The sequence below is a fragment of the Roseateles sp. genome (genome assembly GCF_965229315.1).
In the GTDB taxonomy this organism is placed as follows: Bacteria; Pseudomonadota; Gammaproteobacteria; order Burkholderiales; family Burkholderiaceae_C; genus Pelomonas.
The window spans coordinates 307501-329335 of the sequence record NZ_CBDDJA010000002.1; the positions used below are offsets into that span (position 1 = coordinate 307501).

The 21835-nt window shown below is 67.1% G+C and carries 10 protein-coding genes, 2 tRNA genes and 3 rRNA genes (1 of these 15 cut by a window edge); 13 read left to right on the forward strand and 2 right to left on the reverse strand.

Going from position 1 to position 21835, the window contains the following annotated elements:
* The 5 genes from ACO07H_RS06165 to rrf all read left to right on the forward strand — a co-directional run.
* A 16S ribosomal RNA gene (locus tag ACO07H_RS06165) occupies positions 1–588 on the forward strand (it extends 936 nt beyond the left edge of the window).
* Positions 589–778: 190 nt separating this feature from the next.
* Positions 779–855, forward strand: a tRNA-Ile gene (locus ACO07H_RS06170).
* A 28-nt stretch (positions 856–883) separates the two neighbouring features.
* Positions 884–959 (forward strand) — tRNA-Ala (locus ACO07H_RS06175).
* Positions 960–1285: 326 nt separating this feature from the next.
* Positions 1286–4164: ribosomal RNA gene (locus tag ACO07H_RS06180) — 23S ribosomal RNA — on the forward strand.
* Positions 4165–4378: 214 nt separating this feature from the next.
* Positions 4379–4491, forward strand: a 5S ribosomal RNA gene (rrf, locus tag ACO07H_RS06185).
* Together the 16S, 23S and 5S rRNA genes with 2 tRNA genes alongside form the textbook arrangement of a ribosomal RNA operon.
* Positions 4492–4581: 90 nt before the next feature.
* Here the strand turns inward: rrf and ACO07H_RS06190 are convergent.
* Entirely contained in the window at positions 4582–5121 is a 540-nt protein-coding gene (locus ACO07H_RS06190; RefSeq protein ID WP_422012203.1) for a hypothetical protein, read from the reverse strand.
* On the opposite strand from ACO07H_RS06190, the gene ACO07H_RS06195 reads away from it, so the two are divergent.
* The 4 genes from ACO07H_RS06195 to ACO07H_RS06210 all read left to right on the forward strand — a co-directional run bounded on the left by ACO07H_RS06195 (position 5120) and on the right by ACO07H_RS06210 (position 16344).
* Positions 5120–5647, forward strand: coding sequence for a hypothetical protein (locus ACO07H_RS06195; protein WP_422012205.1), 528 nt, complete (start codon positions 5120–5122; stop codon positions 5645–5647). The two genes, ACO07H_RS06190 and ACO07H_RS06195, sit on opposite strands and share 2 nt — an antisense overlap.
* A 23-nt stretch (positions 5648–5670) precedes the next feature.
* Positions 5671–8286 (forward strand): beta strand repeat-containing protein, encoded by a 2616-nt coding sequence (locus ACO07H_RS06200; RefSeq protein WP_422012207.1) that lies wholly within the window; start codon positions 5671–5673, stop codon positions 8284–8286.
* Positions 8287–8638: 352 nt separating this feature from the next.
* Positions 8639–13636, forward strand: coding sequence for an SdrD B-like domain-containing protein (locus ACO07H_RS06205; protein ID WP_422012209.1), 4998 nt, complete (start codon positions 8639–8641; stop codon positions 13634–13636).
* Positions 13633–16344: a hypothetical protein gene (locus ACO07H_RS06210; protein ID WP_422012211.1), complete on the forward strand. Its 2712-nt coding sequence runs from the start codon at positions 13633–13635 to the stop codon at positions 16342–16344. The genes ACO07H_RS06205 and ACO07H_RS06210 overlap by 4 nt, the downstream gene beginning before the upstream one ends.
* A gap of 43 nt (positions 16345–16387) precedes the next feature.
* Here ACO07H_RS06210 and ychF read toward each other — a convergent pair whose 3' ends face one another.
* Positions 16388–17482 carry a redox-regulated ATPase YchF gene (ychF, locus tag ACO07H_RS06215; protein ID WP_422012213.1) on the reverse strand — a complete coding sequence of 365 codons (1095 nt, stop codon included), beginning with the start codon at positions 17480–17482 and terminating at the stop codon, positions 16388–16390.
* A 137-nt stretch (positions 17483–17619) separates the two neighbouring features.
* Here ychF and ACO07H_RS06220 point away from each other — a divergent pair, with 137 nt between their 5' ends.
* The 4 genes from ACO07H_RS06220 to ACO07H_RS06235 all read left to right on the forward strand — a co-directional run bounded on the left by ACO07H_RS06220 (position 17620) and on the right by ACO07H_RS06235 (position 21832).
* Complete coding sequence (locus tag ACO07H_RS06220) at positions 17620–18741, forward strand: FAD-dependent monooxygenase (RefSeq protein ID WP_422012215.1); 1122 nt, start codon at positions 17620–17622, stop codon at positions 18739–18741.
* A gap of 24 nt (positions 18742–18765) precedes the next feature.
* A complete protein-coding gene (locus tag ACO07H_RS06225) occupies positions 18766–19503 on the forward strand; it encodes a DsbC family protein (RefSeq protein WP_422012217.1) in 738 nt (245 codons plus the stop codon).
* A 4-nt stretch (positions 19504–19507) separates the two neighbouring features.
* On the forward strand, positions 19508–19948 hold the full coding sequence (locus ACO07H_RS06230; protein ID WP_422012219.1) for a DUF3429 domain-containing protein: 441 nt from the start codon (positions 19508–19510) through the stop codon (positions 19946–19948).
* A gap of 162 nt (positions 19949–20110) precedes the next feature.
* Entirely contained in the window at positions 20111–21832 is a 1722-nt protein-coding gene (locus ACO07H_RS06235) for a M61 family metallopeptidase (RefSeq protein WP_422012221.1), read from the forward strand.
* Positions 21833–21835 lie beyond the last annotated feature (3 nt).

The following is a 21835-nucleotide window of genomic DNA, read 5'->3' on the forward strand; positions in this document are numbered from 1 at the left end:
GTGGTTTAATTCGATGCAACGCGAAAAACCTTACCTACCCTTGACATGTCTGGAATCCTGAAGAGATTTGGGAGTGCTCGAAAGAGAGCCAGAACACAGGTGCTGCATGGCCGTCGTCAGCTCGTGTCGTGAGATGTTGGGTTAAGTCCCGCAACGAGCGCAACCCTTGTCATTAGTTGCTACGAAAGGGCACTCTAATGAGACTGCCGGTGACAAACCGGAGGAAGGTGGGGATGACGTCAGGTCATCATGGCCCTTATGGGTAGGGCTACACACGTCATACAATGGCCGGGACAGAGGGCTGCCAACCCGCGAGGGGGAGCTAATCCCAGAAACCCGGTCGTAGTCCGGATCGTAGTCTGCAACTCGACTGCGTGAAGTCGGAATCGCTAGTAATCGCGGATCAGCTTGCCGCGGTGAATACGTTCCCGGGTCTTGTACACACCGCCCGTCACACCATGGGAGCGGGTTCTGCCAGAAGTAGTTAGCCTAACCGCAAGGAGGGCGATTACCACGGCAGGGTTCGTGACTGGGGTGAAGTCGTAACAAGGTAGCCGTATCGGAAGGTGCGGCTGGATCACCTCCTTTCTAGATAGATCGAGCCTCGTTTGTTCTTCGGGACAGGCAGAGCGAGATCGCTAAGAGCGAAAGCTCAAGCACTTTGCTTTAAGCGCCCACACTTATCGGCTGTCATACAACAGTGAGTGAAATTGCGTGAGCCTGTTGAGCTGGCCTCGACAGGCTGACGATAAACAGAGTTCATGCGCACGGTTCGCGTGGGTCTGTAGCTCAGTCGGTTAGAGCACCGTCTTGATAAGGCGGGGGTCGCTGGTTCGAATCCAGCCAGACCCACCACGGCTTCAAAGCGATTTGAAGGTACCCCGGGGGATTAGCTCAGCTGGGAGAGCACCTGCTTTGCAAGCAGGGGGTCGTCGGTTCGATCCCGTCATCCTCCACCAGTTTCACTCATTCAAGTTGGTAAACCTTAGCGAATAGGAATGTTTGCTGAGGTTTACCAGCTCTTGATCTGCAAAGATCGGCTGTTGTTCTTTAACAATTTGTAGAGTCGAATCAGCGCTGCTAGCGGAAAGCGACGAATCGTAAAGGGTTCGAAGCACCGTGCCGCTAGTAGCATTTTGATTGCGTCAACATAGAACTTCAACTGAGCAAGAAATTGTTTAGGTATGAAGAACGGCGTAACGCGTGAATACTCAAAAACAGTTTGGATCTGCGGATCTGAATTGAGTCCTTGACGACACTGCGGTCAGCGGTGTCAAAGTTATAGGGTCAAGTGACTAAGTGCATGTGGTGGATGCCTTGGCGATTACAGGCGACGAAGGACGTGATAGCCTGCGATAAGCTTCGGGGAGCTGGCAAATTAGCTTTGATCCGGAGATTTCCGAATGGGGAAACCCACTCCGCAAGGAGTAACTCTGACTGAATACATAGGTCATTGTGGCGAACCGGGTGAACTGAAACATCTCAGTAGCTCGAGGAAAAGACATCAACCGAGATTCCGAAAGTAGTGGCGAGCGAAATCGGAGTAGCCCTCGCGTTTTAGCATCATGTATATCAGAACGGAATGGAAAGTCCGGCCACAGCGGGTGATAGCCCCGTATGAGAAATGCAAGGTGTGGAACTAGGCGCGAATAGAGTAGGGCGGGACACGTGAAATCCTGTCTGAATATGGGGGGACCATCCTCCAAGGCTAAATACTCGTAATCGACCGATAGTGAACAAGTACCGTGAGGGAAAGGCGAAAAGAACCCCGGGAGGGGAGTGAAATAGATCCTGAAACCGCATGCATACAAAAAGTAGGAGCCCGCAAGGGTGACTGCGTACCTTTTGTATAATGGGTCAGCGACTTACATTCAGTGGCGAGGTTAACCGAATAGGGAAGCCGTAGAGAAATCGAGTCCGAATAGGGCGAATAGTCGCTGGGTGTAGACCCGAAACCAAGTGATCTATCCATGGCCAGGATGAAGGTACCGTAACAGGTGCTGGAGGTCCGAACCGACTAATGTTGCAAAATTAGCGGATGAGCTGTGGATAGGGGTGAAAGGCTAAACAAACTTGGAAATAGCTGGTTCTCTCCGAAAACTATTTAGGTAGTGCCTCAAGTATTACCATCGGGGGTAGAGCACTGTTTAGGCTAGGGGGTCATGGCGACTTACCAAACCTTGGCAAACTCCGAATACCGATGAGTACAGCTTGGGAGACAGAGCACCGGGTGCTAACGTCCGGACTCAAGAGGGAAACAACCCAGACCGCCAGCTAAGGTCCCTAAAATTGGCTAAGTGGGAAACGAAGTGGGAAGGCTAAAACAGTCAGGATGTTGGCTTAGAAGCAGCCATCATTTAAAGAAAGCGTAATAGCTCACTGATCGAGTCGTCCTGCGCGGAAGATGTAACGGGGCTAAGCCAGTTACCGAAGCTGCGGATGTGCAATTTATTGCGCGTGGTAGGAGAGCGTTCTGTAAGCCTGTGAAGGTGGGTTGTGAAGCCTGCTGGAGGTATCAGAAGTGCGAATGCTGACATGAGTAGCGTTAAAGGGGGTGAAAAGCCCCCTCGCCGAAAGCGCAAGGTTTCCTACGCAACGTTCATCGGCGTAGGGTGAGTCGGCCCCTAAGGCGAGGCAGAGATGCGTAGCTGATGGGAAACAGGTCAATATTCCTGTACCGATCAATAGTGCGATGTGGGGACGGAGAAGGTTAGCTCAGCCAACTGTTGGATATGTTGGTTCAAGCGTGTAGTCGTGCCCCTTAGGCAAATCCGGGGGGATTAGATGAGGCGTGATAACGAGTCTGCTTGCAGACGAAGTGAGTGATACCCTGCTTCCAAGAAAAGCCACTAAGCTTCAGCTATTGACGACCGTACCGCAAACCGACACTGGTGCGCGAGATGAGTATTCTAAGGCGCTTGAGAGAACTCTGGAGAAGGAACTCGGCAAATTGACACCGTAACTTCGGAAGAAGGTGTGCCTTTATTAGGTGATCCATTGACTTGGTGAGCCGAATGAGGCCGCAGAGAATCGGTGGCTGCAACTGTTTATTAAAAACACAGCACTCTGCAAAGACGAAAGTCGACGTATAGGGTGTGACTCCTGCCCGGTGCTGGAAGATTAAATGATGGGGTGCAAGCTCTTGACTGAAGTCCCAGTAAACGGCGGCCGTAACTATAACGGTCCTAAGGTAGCGAAATTCCTTGTCGGGTAAGTTCCGACCTGCACGAATGGAGTAATGATGGCCACACTGTCTCCTCCAGAGACTCAGCGAAGTTGAAATGTTTGTGATGATGCAATCTCCCCGCGGAAAGACGGAAAGACCCCATGAACCTTTACTGTAGCTTTACATTGGACTTTGAACAGATCTGTGTAGGATAGGTGGGAGGCTTTGAAGTAAGGTCGCTAGATCTTATGGAGCCAACGTTGAAATACCACCCTGGTGTGTTTGAGGTTCTAACCTTGGCCCGTTATCCGGGTCGGGGACAGTGTATGGTGGGCAGTTTGACTGGGGCGGTCTCCTCCCAAAGTGTAACGGAGGAGTTCGAAGGTACGCTAGTTACGGTCGGAAATCGTGACGATAGTGCATTGGCATAAGCGTGCTTGACTGCGAGACTGACAAGTCGAGCAGGTACGAAAGTAGGACAAAGTGATCCGGTGGTTCTGTATGGAAGGGCCATCGCTCAACGGATAAAAGGTACTCTGGGGATAACAGGCTGATACCGCCCAAGAGTTCATATCGACGGCGGTGTTTGGCACCTCGATGTCGGCTCATCTCATCCTGGGGCTGTAGCCGGTCCCAAGGGTATGGCTGTTCGCCATTTAAAGAGGTACGTGAGCTGGGTTTAAAACGTCGTGAGACAGTTTGGTCCCTATCTTCCGTGGGCGCTGCAAGATTGAGAGAGCCTGCTCCTAGTACGAGAGGACCGGAGTGGACGCACCTCTGGTGTATCGGTTGTCACGCCAGTGGCATTGCCGAGTAGCTAAGTGCGGAAGAGATAACCGCTGAAAGCATCTAAGCGGGAAACTCGTCTCAAGATGAGTCTTGCCGGGGCCTAGAGCCCCCTGAAGGGTCGTTCGAGACCAGGACGTTGATAGGCTGGGTGTGGAAGCGCAGTAATGCGTTAAGCTAACCAGTACTAATTGCCCGTGAGGCTTGACCCTATAACTTTGACAGCTGTGAGTCACATCAAGTGAACGCAGCAAGTCAAGGTGGGTGTTCAAGTTATGTCGTTCTTCGAAGTGACGAAGACGCAATCAAATAAGCTGATTCCGCTGCAGGTATGATTGACCTGCAGTGTGCAGATTGGGTAAAACCAAGTTCTGCTGACTCTACGAATTGGGTTTGTTGACCTCGTCAACAAGCCAACCAGTCAAGTCTGACGACCATAGCGACTTGGTCCCACTCCTTCCCATCCCGAACAGGACAGTGAAACGAGTCAGCGCCGATGATAGTGCGGATTCCCGTGTGAAAGTAGGTCATCGTCAGGCTATTTATTGAAGCCCAGCGCCCAATCTCGAAAGAGATTGGGCGTTTTGCTTTGCGCGACGTCAATTGCGCGCCACCGAAACTCCGGAGAGTCACGGCCGGTGTCGATCTGCCATCAAGATCACCTCTGAACGCATATGCGGTCCGGTATCGAAACTGCGCACTCGTGGTGAGGCAGGCGTAATCGCAACCAGTATTGCGCCCGAACTTGCGCCGGTAGCCAGTTTGAGTATCGGAACTGCTGACAGCGCACGAAGCCTCATCAGATGTTCAAGAGATCGGCGAATCGCCGACAGGTTTCGCCTTACCGGGGGTGAACCTGAATTCGCCGGCTGGCTGTTGAGGAGAGGCTCGCGGCGCAATATCTCTTGCAACGCCCTCAAACAGACGATGCCGTGGTCGATGCGCCACCGCACGGCAGCGACCGTCAAGTTGATGCGGCCGTCCGTTCGCCGGTCATCGCCGCGTACACCCGCAAAGGCTGTAGGCAATTCCCCTTCAGCAACTTCGGGAGTTTGACGGCACGCTGCGCCTCGATCGCCTGATTTCCCACCAAGGCGGCCTTTTCTATTCTTCGCTCGCTGAATCGAGCAGCCCGGTCGGCTGCCGACAACCAGGGAATCGAGCGACATGAAACCCCTCATCATCTTCATGGCTTGGCTGCTGGCCACGCTGTTGCCGGCAGCAGAGGCGCACGCAGCCGATGCGGCATCGTCCGCACAGCCGCAGATCCTGCTTCAGGCTTGGCAGGTTCAGAGCCACGTCGAGGCCGGCATGACCCAGGAGCGGCTGCAGCCGCTGAACCAGGTCCGCCCTGGCGACGTCATCGAGTACGAAGCGCACTACGTCAACGGCAATGCCGGGGCGGCGCGGGGCGTGCAGTTGACGCTCCCCGTGCCCGATGGCGGTTTGCGTTACTTGCCGACCCCGGGCTCCGCCACGCCGGTGCACAGCGCCAGCGTTGACGGCGTGCACTTCGAGGCGGTGCCGCTGCGCCGCGCTGTCCGCACCCCGGACGGTGGCTTGTTGATCAAGGACGTCCCGGTCTCGGAATACCGATTCCTGCGCTGGAACCTGGGTGACCTGCCGGCGGGGGCCAAGCGCGTTGTGCGCGCCCGCATGCAGTTGCCGCCGGTCTCGGTTGCCAGCCGCCCCTAAGCCCCAATGCCAGGTCCATTCGCATGATTCACCTCATCCATTCAGCCGTGCGACGCATCGCGCTGTCGTTCGTTCCGCTGCTCGCCTTGCTGGCCGCATGGCCGGCATGGGCCACGGCGCCTGCGGGCACCGTCATCGGCAATCAGGCGGCCGCCACCTATTCCGATGGCTCCGCCGTCGTGCGCACGGTCACCTCCAACACCGTGGTCACCACGGTGCAGCAGGTGGCCAGCCTGAGCCTGGGCGCCAATGGCGCCAAGACCATCTCCATCGGTGGCCAGGTCTACTACCCGCAGACGCTGACGAACACCGGCAACGGCACCGACACGTTTGCGCTGACCACCGCCAACACCGGCGGCTTCACGTTTGCCAGCACGGCCATCTATGCCGATGCCAACGGCGACGGCGTGCCCGACAACAACGTGCCCATCACCAGCGCCGGGCCACTGGCAAGCGGCCAGATCTTCCGGTTCGTCGTCGCCGGCGTCGTGCCGGCCACGGCCGTTGCGGGCAGCACCAACACGATGACGGTCACAGCCGCGAGCGCCTTCACGCCCGCCACGACAGCCAGCGTGACCGACCAGACCACGATCACCGCGCAAGCCGTGCTGAATGTGACGCAGGTGCTGGACGTCACCAGCGGCCCGTCACCGTCCAGCGGCAGCCGCACGATCACGCTCACCTACACCAACACGGGCAACAGCACCGCGACCAACCTGACGCTGGCCGAGCTGATCCCCGCCGGCATGACCTATGTGGCGGGCAGCGCCCGCTGGAGCGGCAGCGGCGCGACGGTGCTGACCGACGCCGACGCGACCGACAGCCAGAGCGGCATCATCTACGACCAGAACGTCACGGCCACCAACCGGGTGACGGCCGTCATCGCCTCGGTGGCGCCCGGCGCCAGCGGCACGCTGAGCTACAAGGTCAACGTCAACGGCGGCCTGCCCGCGGGCGGCAACGCGGCCACGGCCGCCACTGCGACGTTCAGCTACAACGACGGCGCTGCCAACGTGCCGTCCAGCAACACCAACACGGTGCAGTACACCGTGCAGGCGGCCGCTCAGGTCGGCATGACGGGTGCCACGGTGCCTGCCGCCGCGCAAGGCGGTGTGGTGAGCTTCACCGACACCATCACCAACAACGGCAGTGCCACGGACACCTTCGACCTCAGCACGCTGGCGTCGACCTTCCCGGCCGGCACCACGTTCCAGTTCTTCCTGGCCGATGGCGTGACGCCGATGGTCGACCATAACGGCAACGGCATCCCCGACACGGGTCCGGTCGCCGCGGGTTCGTCGATCAACATCGTCATCAAGGCCATCCTGCCGCCCGACGCGACGGGCGGTCCGTACACCGTGACCGGCAAGGCCACGTCGACCATCGACAGCAGCAAGTCCGCCACTGCCGCCAACACGCTGACGGCCATCACCGCCAACACCGTCGACCTGACCAACGCCATCGCCGGCAATGGCGCGCCGGGCTACGGCCCCGGCCCCGAGGCGCAGCCCGTCAGCACCGCCACCGTCGCGGCCGGAGGCACCACCCGCATCACGCTGGTGGCGGCCAACGGCGCCGGCGTGGCCGACAGCTTCGCGCTGCGCGCCAGCATCGACAGCACCTTCGCCCTGACGGCGCTGCCCAGCGGCTGGTCCGTCGTCTTCCGCGATGCCAATGGCACCGTGCTCGACAACACCGGCGTCATCAATGCCGGTGCCAACAAGACGGTCTACGCCGACGTGACCGCGCCGGCCAATGCCAGCGCAGGCACCCTGCTGCTCTACTTCCGCGCCCAGTCCGCCACCACCGGCGCCAGCGACGTGCTGCACGACGCCGTCACCATTGCCACCGTGCGCAGCCTGGCGCTCACGGCCAGCAACAGCGGCCAGCTCACACCGGGCGGCACGGTGGTCTACACGCACATCCTGACCAACACCGGCAATGTGCCCGAAGGCGACGGCGTGGCCAGCACGGGGGCCATCTCCGCCAGCGACTCCGCAGCCGGCTTCACCTCCGTCGTGTACTGGGACAAGAACAACGACGGCGTGCTCGACGCCAGCGATCCGGTCGTCACCGACCTGTCGCAGCTGACGGGCGGCAGCAACGGCGCCAACACCAGCGCGGGCCTGGCGCCGGGCAAGAATGCCAGGCTGTTCGTCAAGGTCACCGCGCCTGCAGGCGCACCCAACGGCCAGGCCGACGTGACCACGCTGAGCGTCACGCTGTCCGGCACCAATGGCGGCGTCGCGGCGCCGGCCGCCACGACCGCCACAGACACCAGCAGCGTCATTGCCTCGCAGGTCACGCTGGCCAAGACGCAGGCCATCGACGTGGCCTGCGACGGCACGGCCGACACCGCCATGTCGCCGGTCGCCATCACCACCGGCGCGGCTCCGGGCGGCTGCCTGCGTTACGAAATCACGGCCACCAACATCGGCCCCGTGACGGTGACCAACCTGGTCATCAGCGACTCGACGCCGGCCTACACGACGTACAGCGCCGCGGTGCCGGCCGCGGCGACCGCGGGCACCGTCACGGCGCCGGCAGCCGGTGGCCGCGGCACCGTGCAGGTCACCGTGCCGTCGCTGGCGCCCGGTGCCCTCGTCGTGCTGCGCTTCGGCGTCCGTATCGACCCGTGAGCTGAGGCCTGCGCCACCCGTTCCCCGCCCGGCGCGGCGCCTCTGGGCCCGCGCCGGGCGCAGCCTTGTGCGCACGACCTCGGCGTCAGCCCGCACCGAGCGCCCGGGGCGGCGCCCTGCATGGCAGCCCGGCTCCCGGCCTCGCGGTGGGCACGGCAGGCACGGCAGGCGGCAGCCGTGTAGGCAATTCACTGCCAGCACTTTCCCGATTTCCACCGCGCGCGCCGGTGCGATTCCCTGGTTCTGTGCTGCCCGGGCGTTTTTTATTCTTTCGCGGCTGATTCGTGCGGCCGCCGTGGCCGCCCAGCCGCCAGCGCCAACCCGCCCCTCACCCGCTCCGCCCCCTGCGCCCATGATTCGTTGCACCGTCCGTTCACTGCTGCGCCGTTCCACGCTCATCGCGTGCCAGGCCGTGGCGCTGCTCGGTGCGGCTTCGGCGCATGCCGCCGAGGGCGTGTTGACCATCGTGGCCCAGGCGCGTGCCACCTATGTCGGCAGCGTCGACGGGCGCAGCGAGCAGGCGGGCTCCAACATCGTCAGGGCCATGAGCCCCGAAGTGGACGCCTCGATGGCCTTCTACCGCGACGACCAGTACCAGCAGCAGACCCTCACCACCGTCACCGGCCATCGTCTGTTCCCGCTGGTTCGCGCCAGCGGCTGCAACGCCGACCCGCTGCGCGCCGACACCCTCACGGTGCAGTTGCGCGCCGTGCGCTCCGGCCAGAGCGGCGCCTATACCGCCATCGAGACGGCGCCCAACACCGGCGTCTTCGTGTTGCAGCAGCCGCTCACCAACCGTGACTGGCGCGCGTCGGCCCGGGCCATCGCCGGCGCTTTCGACGTGATGCCCGGCGACGTCATCGAAGCCACCGCGTCCGACTGCAAAGGCGGCACGCTGAACGCCAAGCTCCGGCTGGACAGCCGCGCGTTCATCTTCGACACCAGCACCGGCCAGCCGCTGGCCGGTGTGCGGGTCTGGTTGATCGATGTCAGCGGCGACGGCAACGGCGGCCGTGCGGGCGGTGCCGCTGCCGTGTTCGGCCCGGACGGCGTCACCCCCATGCCCAACGTCGTCATGTCCGACGCCGACGGCGGCTACAGCTTCCCCTTCCTGCTCCCCAGCCAGTACCGGCTGATGGTCGCGCCGCCGACCGACTACGCCTACCCGTCCAGCCGCACGGCCGATCTCGCCGCCGGCTGGTCGGGCAGTTTCCCGGTCGATGCCGCGTCCTACGGTGCGGTCTTCCGCGTCACCGCGGCCACCGACAACGCCGTCGTCAACCTGCCGCTGGACCCCATCCCCGGTGCGCTGCTGGTGCAGAAGATGGCCTCGCGCAACACGGTCGAGATCGCCGAGACGCTGGAGTACGCCGTCTCGGTGAAGAACACCGGCCAGGCCGCGCTGTCGCAGGTGCGCCTGCTGGACACGCTGCCGCTGGGCTTTCGCTACGTGCCCGGCAGCACCCGCATCGACGGCCGCGCGGCCGCCGATCCCACCGGTGGCGCCGGCCCGCGCCTGACCTGGACCTTCGCCGGCGCCCTGCAGGGCGCGGCCGAGCACACCGTGCGTTACCGCGTGCGTGTCGGCACCGGTGCGCTGCAGGGCGACGGCGTCAACCGCGCTCAGGCTGTCGCCGACGGCGCGGCCGACGTGCGCAGCAACATCGCCACGGCCAAGGTCAAGGTCGAGGCCGGTGTGTTCGCTGACCGCGCCATCGTCCTGGGCACCGTGTTCGCCGACTGCAACGCCAACGGCCTGAAGGACGAAGGCGAACCCGGCGTGCCCGGCGTGCGCCTGTGGCTGGAGGACGGCACCTCGGTCACCACCGATGGCGCCGGCCGCTACAGCCTGTACGGGTTGACGCCGCGCACCCACGTGCTGAAGCTGGACCCCGTCACGCTGCCCACCGGCGCCCTGCCGCTGGCGATCTCGCAGCGCCATGCCGGCGACGGCGCCAGCCGCTTCGTCGACCCACGCGCAGGCGAACTGCAGCGTGCCGACTTCGCACTGGGCGGCTGCAGCGACGCGATGCGCGCCCAGATCGCCGAGCGCGTGCAGGCCGCCCGCGCCCAGGCCGGCGAGATCACCGGCGCACTGCGCGCTTCGCTCACGCCCACCGCGACGGCGGCGGCACAGGACCTGCGTGCACTGCCGGCCAGCGGCCGCATCGGCGACAAGGCGGGCGATGTCGACGCGGCGCTGCCCGTCGCCGCAGCCCCTGCCGGCCCGGTCGTCCCGCTGCAATCCGACGCCGACGGCGACACCACGCTGCCGCGCTTTCTGCGCGTGACGGACGGCCAGGTGATGGCCGCCACCGACAGCACGCTGCGCGTCATCGGCCACCTGGGTGCGGTGATGTCGCTGCGCGTGAACGGCGAGCCGGTCGGCGACGAGCGCGTCGGCGAGCGCGCCGAGTCCGCCGCCGAGCAGACCGAGACCCGCACCTACATCGGCCTGCCGCTGCGCGCGGGCGACAACCGGCTGACGCTGCAGGAGCGCGACGCGTTCGGCCAGCTGCGCGCCACGCGTGAACTGACCGTGCGCCTGGCCGGCACGCTGGCCCGCATCGTCATCGAGGCCCCTGCCCGCGTGGATGCCGGCGCCTCCGTCCCCGTGCGCCTGCGGCTGGAAGACGCCCGCGGCCTGGCGGTCGATGCGCGCCTGCCGGTCACGCTGAATCTCGCGCCCGGCCGCTGGGCCACGCCCGACCTGGATCCGCGCACGCCCGAGCTGCAGACCTTCATCGAAGGCGGCGAGGCCGTGCTGCAGTGGCAGGCGCCCGATGTGCCCGGCGAGGCCCGGCTGCAGGTCGCCAGCGATGGCATCGCGGCCGATGCCCGCGTGGCCATCGTCGCCGCGCTGCGCCCGCTGATGGCCGTCGGCGTCGTCGATGCCGCCTTCAACCTGCGTCGCCTGAAGCGCAGCCAGGTGCAATCCGCCAGCAGCGCCGACGGTTTCGAGGAGCAGCTGCGCGCCTTCTCCACCGGCGACACGGGCCAGGCCGACACCCGCGCGGCGATGTTCCTGAAGGGCAAGGTCCGCGGCGACGCGCTGCTGACCGTGGCCTACGACTCCGACAAGCGCACCCGCGAACGCCTGTTCCGCGACATCCAGCCCGACGCGTTCTACCCGGTCTACGGCGACTCGTCGGAGCGCGGCTTCGACGCCCAGTCCACCGGCCGCCTGTACGTGCGCATCGACCGCGGCCAGTCCTCGCTGCTGTACGGCGACTTCACGACGCAAGGCGACGACCCGACACGCCAGCTCGGCACCTACCAGCGCAGCCTCAACGGCATCAAGGAGCACCTGCAGGTCGGGGGCCTCAACGCCAACGTCTGGGCCTCGCGCGACAGCACGCGCCAGCAGATCGTCGAGCTGCGTGCCAACGGCACGTCCGGCCCGTTCGCGCTGGCGGGCAACGTGGCCGCCAACAGCGAGAAGGTCGAGATCCTCGTGCGCGACCGCAACCAGCCCGCGCTCATCGTCCGCACGCTGGCCATGACCCGTTTCGCGGACTACGAACTGGAGCCCGTCACCGGCCGCCTGCTGATGCGCGCGCCTGTGGCCAGCCTCGACGCCGACCTCAACCCCTTGTCCATCCGCGTCACCTACGAGGTGGAGCAGGGCGGCGCGGCGTTCTGGGTGGCCGGCGCCGATGCGCAATGGCAGGCCACCGAGGCGCTGCAGGTCGGCGGCACGCTGGTGCGCGACTGGAACCCGCTGGCGACGATGCAGATGGGCAGCGTCAACGCGCGCTACCAGGTCGCCGAGCGCACCGTGCTGAGCGCCGAGGTCGCCCGCATCGAACGCGGCCCGGCGCTCGACGGCGGCGGGGACGGCGCGGCCGCTCACAGCGGCGACGCGCAGCGCGTGGCGCTGACGCACGAAGGCAAGCAACTCAAGGGGCGTGTCTACGCCGCGCGCAGCGACGTCGGCTTCGACAACCGCTCCGCGCAGATCAACAGCGGCCGCAGCGAAGGCGGCGCCCAGGGCACCTACAGACTCGACGAACGCACCCGCCTGACCGGCGAGGCGCTGTCCTCCGGCGACCTCGCCAACCACAGCCGCCGCAACGGCGTGCTGGTGGGCGTGGAGCGCAGCTTCGAGGGGGGCAGCAAGGTCGAGCTGGGCGCGCGCCACGTGCAGCAGCACGGGGCCACGGCCGACGCCGGCGCGGCCGGGCAGACCACCACCACGCTGCGCGCCAAGGCCAGCATGCCGGTGCCCGGCCTGCCCACGGCCTCGGTCTTCGTCGAAGGCGAGCAGGATGTGCGCGACAGCAGCAAGCGTCTCGTTGCCGTCGGCGGCGACTACCAGCTCGCCGGCCGCGGCCGCCTGTATGCGCGACACGAGCTGATCTCCTCGTTGACCGGCCCCTACGCGCTGGACGCCACGCAGCGCCGCAACACCACCGTCGTCGGCCTGGACATGGGCACGGGCCTGGCCGGTGGCGAAGGCCGTGTGTTCAGCGAGTACCGTGGCCGCGAGGCCTTTTCGGGCCGCGAGACCGAGGCGGCCATCGGCCTGCGCAACCAGTGGCTGCTGAGCCCGGGCCTGCGCGTCAACGCCAGCCTGGAGCGCGTGCAGGCGCTGGCCGGTGCCCCCGGCGACGGCAAGGCCAGCAACGACAGCGCCGCCGTGACCGGTGCCATCGAGTACACCGCCGACCCGCGCTGGAAGGGCAGCGCCCGCCTGGAGCTGCGCGAGAGCGCCGGCAGCACCGGCGTGCTGTCCACGCTGGGCCTGGCCGTCAAGCTGGACGAGCGCTGGACGCTGCTCGGCAAGAACGTGCTGGCCGGCACGATCGCCCACGGCACGGGCACCGACCGCTGGCAGGAGCGCTTGCAGCTCGGCGCCGCCTACCGCGACGACGCCCAACGCTTCAACGCGCTGGGCCGCTACGAGTACAAGGACGAGCGCGGCGGCGTGACCGATGCGGACAGCCGCCGGGCGCACATCGTCAGCCTGCACGCCGAACGCCAGGTCGGCCGCGGGCTGGAGGTCACCGGCCGCTACGCCGCCAAGCTGCTGACCGAAGTGGTCGCCGGCCTGCGCAGCCGCACCGCAGCCCAGCTGGTCAGCGGCCGCGTCACGCAGGACATCGGCGACCGCTGGGACGTGGGCGTCAACGCCAGCGTCATGGGCGACGCCCGCCTGCGCAGCCGCCAGACCGCCGTCGGCGCCGAGCTCGGCTACCGCGTGCGGGACAACATGTGGGCGTCGGCCGGCGTCAACCTGCGTGGCTTCAAGGACCGTGACCTGTCGGGCGACGACGCGACGGCGCGTGGCGTTTATGTCCGGCTGCGGTTCAAATTCGACGAGCGCCTGTTCGCGCGCATGAGCTCATGACCCTGCTTCTCCGTCTCATGAAGGCCTGGCTGCTGGCCGCCGTGCTGCTGTCGTGCGCCACCGCCCACGCCGCCTGCAGCGGCCTGGGCTGCGTGTCTGCCGGCCCGCGCCTGGCCAGCGTGGACTCCACGCGCGGCGCGCTGCTGAATGCGCTGCTGGGCAGTCTCACCAACTCCACGCTCAACGTCAGCGTGGCCGACTGGAACACGCTGGCCACCGGCGACGTGAGCCTGCTGCGCACCGTGGGCGCGCTGCAGGCGCAGGTGAACGCCTCCACGCCCGCGTCCACGCTGGCGAGCAACGTCACTGTGCTGGACCTGCTCACCGCGGCCACCACCGGCGCCACGGCCGAAGGCAAGACCCAGCTCGCCGCCGCGCTGAACTCGCTCAGGCTGCCGCTCAGCGGCCTGAGCACGCCCATCCAGCTCGGCCAGCTGCTGCAGAGCAACGGCGTGCTGGGCACCACGCGCGTCAACGCGCTGGAGCTGGTCACCGGCGTGCTGCAGCTCTACAACGGCCGCAACCTGGTCAGCACCCCCAGCGCCATCACGCTGTCGGGCAGCAGCCTCGGCCTGGGCTCGCTGCTGGGTGGCGTGACGCTGCAGGCGCAAGTCATCGAGCCGCCCGTCATCGTCTGCGGCGCGGTGGGCAGCACGTTCCACTCGGCCGCGCTGCGCGTGAAGCTGGGGGTGGACCTGGTGTCGGTCAACCTCGACATCTCCGCGCTCACCGCGCTGCTGGGCGGCGGCGTCTCTGCCAGCATCGGTCATCTCGACGTGTACGTGGAGGTGGCCCGCACCGACGGCGTCATCACCGCGATCAACACGATCAGCAACGCCGTCACCGTGCAGGCCACGCCGGGCGTGGCAGCGCTGTACCTGGGCAGCATCGACGACGCGCTGTTCTTCAACCGCAACCACCCGATCAGCGTCGCCAGCGACCTGGACTGGGGCGTCATCGGCGCGCTGAAGGTCGGCGCGCTGAGCATCGACATCCGGGCCAAGGCCGCGGCCGTCGGCAGTGCCAGCGGCAGCAGCTCGGTGACGCTGACGCCGGGCAGCCCGTCGGCCACGGTCTACGCCAACGCCGGCTTCGCCACCAGCCTGGTCGGCTCACTGGTCGGCAACCTGCAGCTCGACCTCGGGCCGGGGCTGCTGAGCGGCGTGACCAACGCGGTGCTGAACCTGCTCAAACCCGTCATGCAGGGGGCGTTGACCAACACCGTCGGCAACCTCGTCAGCGGCCTCGTCAACCCGGTGCTGAACCTGCTGGGCATCCGGCTGGGGGAGACCGACATCAACACGCAGGGCACGGTGCTGGCTTGCGCCGTCACCGGCACGGTCTACGAGGATGCCAACCACAACGCCAGCCTGGACGGCGGCGAGGCGGGCACCGGGCTGACGCTGTACGCCAAGCTCGTGCCCGCCACGCAGCCCGCCGGCCCGGCCATCGCGGTCGTGGCCGTCACGCCGTCCAGCGGCGCGTTCAGCTTCCCCAGCGTGGCCGCGGCAGGCTATGCGGTGGTCGTCAATGCCAACGCCAGCGCCACCGACGTGTCGCCCGCCGTGCCGGCCGGCTGGCTGGGCACCGAGGCGCCCACGTTGAGCCGCAGCTTCACGCTGGGCGCGGCCGACGTGCCGGGCCAGCGCTTCGGGCTGTTCCACGGCAGCCGGCTCACGGGCCTGGTGTTCAAGGACAACGGCGCCGGCAGCGGCCTGCCCAACAACGGCGTGCGCGACGGCGCGGAGGCGACGCTGGCCGGCATCGCGCTGGTCGTGACCGACGGCAGCGCCACCGTGCTGGACCGCGCCACCACGGCGGACAGCGGCAGCTACACGCTGTGGGTGCCATCCACGGCCACCGGCGTCGTGAAGATCGCGCACGCGTCGGTCGATGCCGCCTGGGTGACGGTCTCCGGCGCGCCGGGCAGCACGGGGGGCAGCTTCGCCGCCGCGGACGGCAGCATCAGCGCGACCCTCACTGCCGGCAACAGCTACACCGGCGTCAACTTCGGCGACGTGCCCGCCAACAGCCTGCAGCCGGACGGCCAGCAGAGCGTGCTCGCCGGTGCCTTCGCGGCCTACCCGCACACCTTCGTGGCTGGCAGCGGCGGCACGGTGACCATCTCGGCCAGCACGCCGCCGCCCAACTGGACGGTGACGGTCTACCGCGACGCCGACTGCAACGGCCGCATCGATGCCACCGACGACGTGATGCCCGCTGCCGTGGTCCTGGCCGCGGACCAGAAGCTGTGCCTCATCGTCAAGGTCGGCGCACCGGCCGGTGCCGCCGATGGCGCCAAGCAGGCGCTGACGCTGACGGCGCACTTCGTCTACGCCAACAGCACGCTGTCGCGCGACCAGCAGCGCAACGACGTCACCACCGTGGGCACCGCCACCGCCGCGGGACTGCAGCTCGTCAAGGCCGTGGACCGCGCCGCCGCGAAAAGCGGCGACCTCATCACCTACACCATCACCTTCGCCAACCTCAGCAGCGACGTGCTGGCGACACTGAAGATCGCGGACGCCACGCCGGCCTACACGGTGTTCGAATCCGCCAGCTGCGGCACCATGCCCAGTGCGCAACTCAGCTGCAGCGTCACGGCGCAGCCGGCGCAGGGCGCCAGTGGCCGCGTCGAATGGAGCTTCGGCGGCACGCTGGGCAGCGGCCTCACGGGCCAGGTCGTGCTGGTGGTGAAGCTGCAATGACAAAGGCGGCCCGCGGCCGCCTTCGGTGCCAGCGCCTGGACGGTCAGGTCGGGCTGAACAGGAAGTGCAGCACGTCGCCGTCCTTGACGACGTACTCCTTGCCTTCCGCGCGCATCTTGCCCGCGTCCTTCGCGCCCTGTTCACCGCGGTGCTTGATGAAGTCGTCGTAGGCGATGGTCTGGGCGCGGATGTAGCCCTTCTCGAAATCGGTGTGGATGACGCCGGCCGCCTGCGGGCCGGTGTCGCCGATGTGGATGGTCCAGGCGCGCACCTCTTTCACACCGGCCGTGAAATAGGTCTGCAGGCCCAGCAGCTTGAAGGCGGCGCGGATCAGCCGGTTCAGGCCCGGCTCGTCCTGGCCCATCTCGGCCAGGAACAGTGCGCGGTCCTCGTCTTCCATCTCGGACAGCTCGGACTCGGTCTTGGCGCAGATCGCCACCACCGGGCCGTTCTGGGCCGCCGCGTACTCCTTCAGGCGGTCCAGGAAGGGGTTGTTCTCGAAACCGTCTTCCGAGACGTTGCCGACGAACATCGCCGGCTTGGCCGTGATCAGGCACAGCGGCTTGAGGATGGCCAGCTCTTCCTTGCTGAAGGCGATGGTGCGCACCGGCTGGGCCTGGTCCAGCGCGGCCTGGCACTTCTCCAGCACCTTGACCAGCGCGATGGCTTCCTTGTCACCCGCGCGGGCGACCTTGTTGTAGCGGTGCAGGCTCTTCTCGACGGTGCCCAGGTCCGCCAGGCACAGCTCGGTCTGGATCACCTCGATGTCGGAGATCGGATCGACCTTGCCGTTGACGTGGATGACGTTCGGGTCCTCGAAGCAGCGCACCACGTTGACGATGGCGTCCGTCTCGCGGATGTGCGACAGGAACTGGTTGCCCAGGCCCTCACCCTTGCTCGCACCGGCCACCAGGCCGGCGATGTCGACAAACTCCACCACGGCCGGCATCACGCGCTCGGGCTTGACGATCTCCGCCAGCGCCGCCAGGCGCGGGTCGGGCAGCTCGACGATGCCCACGTTGGGCTCGATGGTGCAGAACGGGTAGTTCTCGGCGGCGATGCCGGCTTTGGTCAGGGCGTTGAAAAGCGTGGACTTGCCGACGTTGGGCAGGCCCACGATGCCGCATTTGAGGCTCATGGCGGGGCTTTCTGGGGTGGGCGGCGTCCGGCGGCGGGCCGGGGCCGAAGCACGGGATTTTAGTCGGCCGGGCGGACAGCCTCTCACCCGCATCCCGGGGCGGCGTGCGGGCAACCCCCCCTGCCTACAATCGCCGCATGCAAAGTGTGGACGTGTTGGTCAAGGGCCGCGGGGCGGTGGGCAGCAGCCTCGCGCTCAGCCTGGCCGCCCAGGGGCTGTCGGTCGGCCTGGCCGGCGCGCCCGAGGCGGCGCGTGCGGACGACGTGCGCACCTATGCGCTGAACGCCGCCTCCGTCGCGCTGCTGACCGAACTCAAGGTCTGGGACGGCCTGCCCACCGACGCCGTCTGCCCGGTCTACGACATGGTCGTCTGCGGCGACACGGCTGGTGGGCAGGCCGCCGGCCGTCTGAGCTTTTCCGCCTGGCAGCAGGGCGTGCGCGAGCTGGCGGTCATCGTCGACGCCGCGGCACTGGACACCCAGCTGGCGACGGCGCTGCGCTTCTCGCCGCACATCCGCAATGTCGACGCGGCCACGCCGGCCGCGCTGACCGCGCTGTGCGAGGGCCGGGAGTCCGCGGCGCGCCAGGCGCTGGGCGTGGCGTTCCAGCCCAGGCCCTACGGCCATCGAGCGCTGGCGACCCGCCTCGTCGCCGACCGGCGGCACCAGGGCATCGCCCGCCAGTGGTTCGGTGCCGGTGGCGAGGTGCTCGCGCTGCTGCCGTTCGAGCGGCCCAGCCCGGCGCAGTCCTACGGGCTGGTCTGGTCCTGCGCCGACGAGCGCGCGCAGGCGCTGCTGGCGATGGACGCGGCCGACTTCGAACGCGAGCTCCATGCCGCCACCGGTGGCGCGGCCGGCGTGCTGGCGCTGGGTGGCGTGCGCGCCACCTGGCCGCTCGCGCTCGCGCGTGCCGGCGAAGTCAGCGGCCCCGGCTGGGCGCTGCTGGGCGATGCGGCGCACCTGGTGCATCCGCTGGCAGGCCAGGGCCTGAACCTGGGCCTGGCCGACGTGGCCGCGCTGTCCGCCGTCATCGCCGCGCGCGAGCCCTGGCGGCCGCTGGGCGACGAGCGGCTGCTGCGCCGCTATGCCCGTGAACGCCTCGCGCCCACGCTCGCCATGGGCGAGCTGACCGACGCACTGCAACGCCTCTTCGCCCATCCGTCCTCCGCCGCGCAGGGCCTGCGCAACCGCGGGCTGGACGCGTTGAACCAACTCGCTCCCGTCAAGCGCTGGCTGACCCAGCGTGCGCTCGGGCTCTGAACCTCTGCTCCGAGACTGTCCATCGTGCTCAACCGTGCCACCCTGTCCGCCCTCCTGCTCGCCGCGCTGAGCCTGCCCGCCGCGGCCAATGAAGGTGTCATCCGCAAGGCCTTCACCGAGCGCCTGCCCAGCGTGAAGATCGACGAGGTGCGCGCCACGCCCATGCCCGGCCTCTGGGAACTGCGCATGGGCAACGAGATCCGCTACACCGACGCGACGGGCAGCTTCCTCATCGAAGGCGGTGAGCTGCTCGACCTCAAGTCCCGCAAGAACCTCACGGAGGAACGCGTGGCGCAGCTCAACCGCGTGGACTTCGCCAGCCTGCCCTTCAAGGACGCCGTGGTCTGGAAGAACGGCAGCGGCAAGCGCCGCATCGCCGTCTTCGCCGATCCGAACTGCGGCTACTGCAAGCGCTTCGAGAAGGGCCTGCAGGAGATGAAGGACGTGACGGTCTACACCTTCCTCATCCCCATCCTCGGCGGCGACTCGCCCGAGAAGTCGCGCGGCATCGTCTGCGCCAAGGACAACGCCGGCGCATGGCTGAACTGGATGCTCAAGGGCGAGGCGCCGCCCAAGTCGCCGGTCGGCTGCGACGACGGCGTGCTGGAGCGCAACCTGGCGCTGTCGCGCAAGATCCACGTCAACGGCACGCCGGCCATCGTGTTCGAGGACGGCAGCCGCATCCCTGGTGCCGTCGGCCCGGTCGAGCTGGAGAAGCGCCTGCAGGGCCTGACGGTGGCGCCCGCCGCAGCCAAGTCCTGATCCGATGAGCGCCGCAGACCCGCGTGGAGTCGCCCACCGTCTGGCCTATGCCGGCCTGATCCCGTTCGTCGCGGGCTGCGCGCTGATCTGGCTGATCGGTGGCCGCGACCTCGACCAGCATGCCTTCGTCAGCCTGGCGCTGTCGGCCTACGCGGGGCTGGTCATCGCCTTCCTGGGGGGCATCCATTGGGGCCTGTCCTTCGCGCGCGGCCTGCCGGGCCGGCAGCCGTTCGTCTGGGGCGTCAGCGCGGCGCTGCTGGGCTGGCTGGGCGTGCTGATGTCGCCCTACGCCGGCCTGGCCCTGCACGGCGGCGTGCTGATCGCCTGCTACGCGATGGACCGGCGCATCTACCCGCAGCTCGGCGCTGCCGACTGGCTGACGCTGCGCTTTCGGCTCACGGCCGTCTCGTCGTTGAGCTGCTTCCTCGCTGCCGCGGGCAGTTGAAATGAAGCCCCTCGTCCAAGGCGTACCTTGGCCGGTCCCCCGAGGGGACGGCGATGCTTGCGGCATTGAGCCGCAAGCACATCGCCCAAGCGGGCCGGCTCGGGAGCGGCCCAGCGCTCGGCCCGCGATACGGTGCCGCGCAAGCGAAGTGGATCGTTGGGTATGACCGTTCCGCGCTACCGCATCGAGCTGGCCGACCTCGCGGCCCACCGCTACCGCGTCACGCTGACGCTGCCGGCGCCCGCTGCCGAGCAAGAGGTCAGCCTGCCGGTGTGGATCCCCGGCAGCTACCTGGTGCGCGAGTTCGCCAAGCACCTGAGCCGGCTGACGGCCACGCAGGGCGGCCGCGAACTGCCCATCGAGCAACTCGACAAGGCCAGCTGGCGCGTGCGCTGCACCGGCCGCGCCGCGCTGGTGCTGAGCTACGAGGTCTATGCCTTCGACGCCTCGGTGCGCACCGCCTGGCTGGACAGCCAGCGCGCCTTCTTCAACGCCAGCAGCCTGTGCCTGCGCGCGCTCGGCCACGAGGGCGGGGTGCACCGCATCGAGCTGGCGCGTGTGCCCAAGGGCTGGCACGTCGCGACCGAGATGCGTGCCGTCGCGGGCGGCTATGAAGCGGCCGACTACGACGAGCTGCTGGACCACCCCTTCGAGATCGGCCCGCACTGGCAGGGCGAGTTCGTCGCCGCCGGTGTGCCGCACCGTGTCGTCGTGGCGGGCGCCTGGCCCAGCTTCGATGGCACACGGCTGCTGGCCGACGTGCAGCGCATCTGCGAGGCGCAGATCGCCTTCTGGGGTGACGGCAAGCACGGTGCGCCGTTCGAGCGCTACAGCTTCCTGCTGTGGGCGCTGGACGAGGGCCACGGCGGGCTGGAGCACCGCGCCAGCACGGCGCTGATCTGCGCGCGCCGCGAGCTGCCGACGGCCGCGGAAGGCGCGGCGCCCAGCGAACCCTACACGCGGCTGCTGGGTCTGTTCAGCCACGAATACTTCCACGCCTGGAACGTGAAGCGCATGCGCCCGGCCGAGTTCGCGCGCTTCGACTACCAGCGCGAGAACTACACCGAGCTGCTGTGGTTCTTCGAAGGCTTCACCAGCTATTACGACGAACTGATGCTCAAGCGCGCGGGCCTCGTCGACGCGCCGCGCTACCTCAAGCTGCTGGCGGCGTCGGTCAACGGCGTGCTGGCGTCGCCCGGCCGCCGCGTGCAGCCGTTGGCGCAGGCCAGCTTCGAGGCCTGGACCAAGTACTACCGTCCCGACGAGAACAGCGTCAACGCGGCGAGCAACTACTACGCGCAGGGCGCCCTCGTCGCGCTGTGCCTTGACATGGGGCTGAGGGCACGCAAGTCCAGCCTCGACGCACTGATGCAGCGGCTCTGGCAGCGCAGTGCGGGCGGCCCGATCAGCGAGGCCGACATCCTCGCCGCGGTGAAGTCGCTGGGCGATGACGAGCTCGCGGCTCAGCTGCTGGGCTGGGTCCACGGCACCGGTGAGCTGCCGCTGCGCGAGGTGCTGGAGGCCACCGGGGTGGCCTGGCGCGAGGAGGGCCGCGCGACCGTGGCCCAGCGCCTGGGGTTGCGCGTGCGCGAAGGCGCGCTGACGGGTATCGGCGTGACGCATGTGCTCACGGGCGGCGCGGCCGAGGCCGGCGGCGTGAATGCGCGGGACGAGATCCTGGGCTGCAACGGCTGGCGGCTGCGCCGCCTGGACGATGCGCCGGGTCTGCTCGAACCTCGCCAGACGCGGCTGCGCCTGCTCGTCAGCCGCGACCAGCGCCTCGTCGAGCTCGACGTGGACCTGCCCGCGCCGCAGCCTGCAGCCGTCGCCTTGACGCTGGCCGACGGCACCCACGCCGCGCGGCGCCGCTGGCTGGGCGCCTGAGCC

Coding starts and splice junctions, on each gene's coding strand:
- ACO07H_RS06195 (WP_422012205.1), top strand. CDS start 5,120: ATGAAACCCCTCATCATCTTCATGGCTTGGCTGCTGGCCACGCTGTTG.
- ACO07H_RS06190 (WP_422012203.1), bottom strand. CDS start 5,121: ATGTCGCTCGATTCCCTGGTTGTCGGCAGCCGACCGGGCTGCTCGATT.
- ACO07H_RS06200 (WP_422012207.1), top strand. CDS start 5,671: ATGATTCACCTCATCCATTCAGCCGTGCGACGCATCGCGCTGTCGTTC.
- ACO07H_RS06205 (WP_422012209.1), top strand. CDS start 8,639: ATGATTCGTTGCACCGTCCGTTCACTGCTGCGCCGTTCCACGCTCATC.
- ACO07H_RS06210 (WP_422012211.1), top strand. CDS start 13,633: ATGACCCTGCTTCTCCGTCTCATGAAGGCCTGGCTGCTGGCCGCCGTG.
- ychF (WP_422012213.1), bottom strand. CDS start 17,482: ATGAGCCTCAAATGCGGCATCGTGGGCCTGCCCAACGTCGGCAAGTCC.
- ACO07H_RS06220 (WP_422012215.1), top strand. CDS start 17,620: ATGCAAAGTGTGGACGTGTTGGTCAAGGGCCGCGGGGCGGTGGGCAGC.
- ACO07H_RS06230 (WP_422012219.1), top strand. CDS start 19,508: ATGAGCGCCGCAGACCCGCGTGGAGTCGCCCACCGTCTGGCCTATGCC.
- ACO07H_RS06235 (WP_422012221.1), top strand. CDS start 20,111: ATGACCGTTCCGCGCTACCGCATCGAGCTGGCCGACCTCGCGGCCCAC.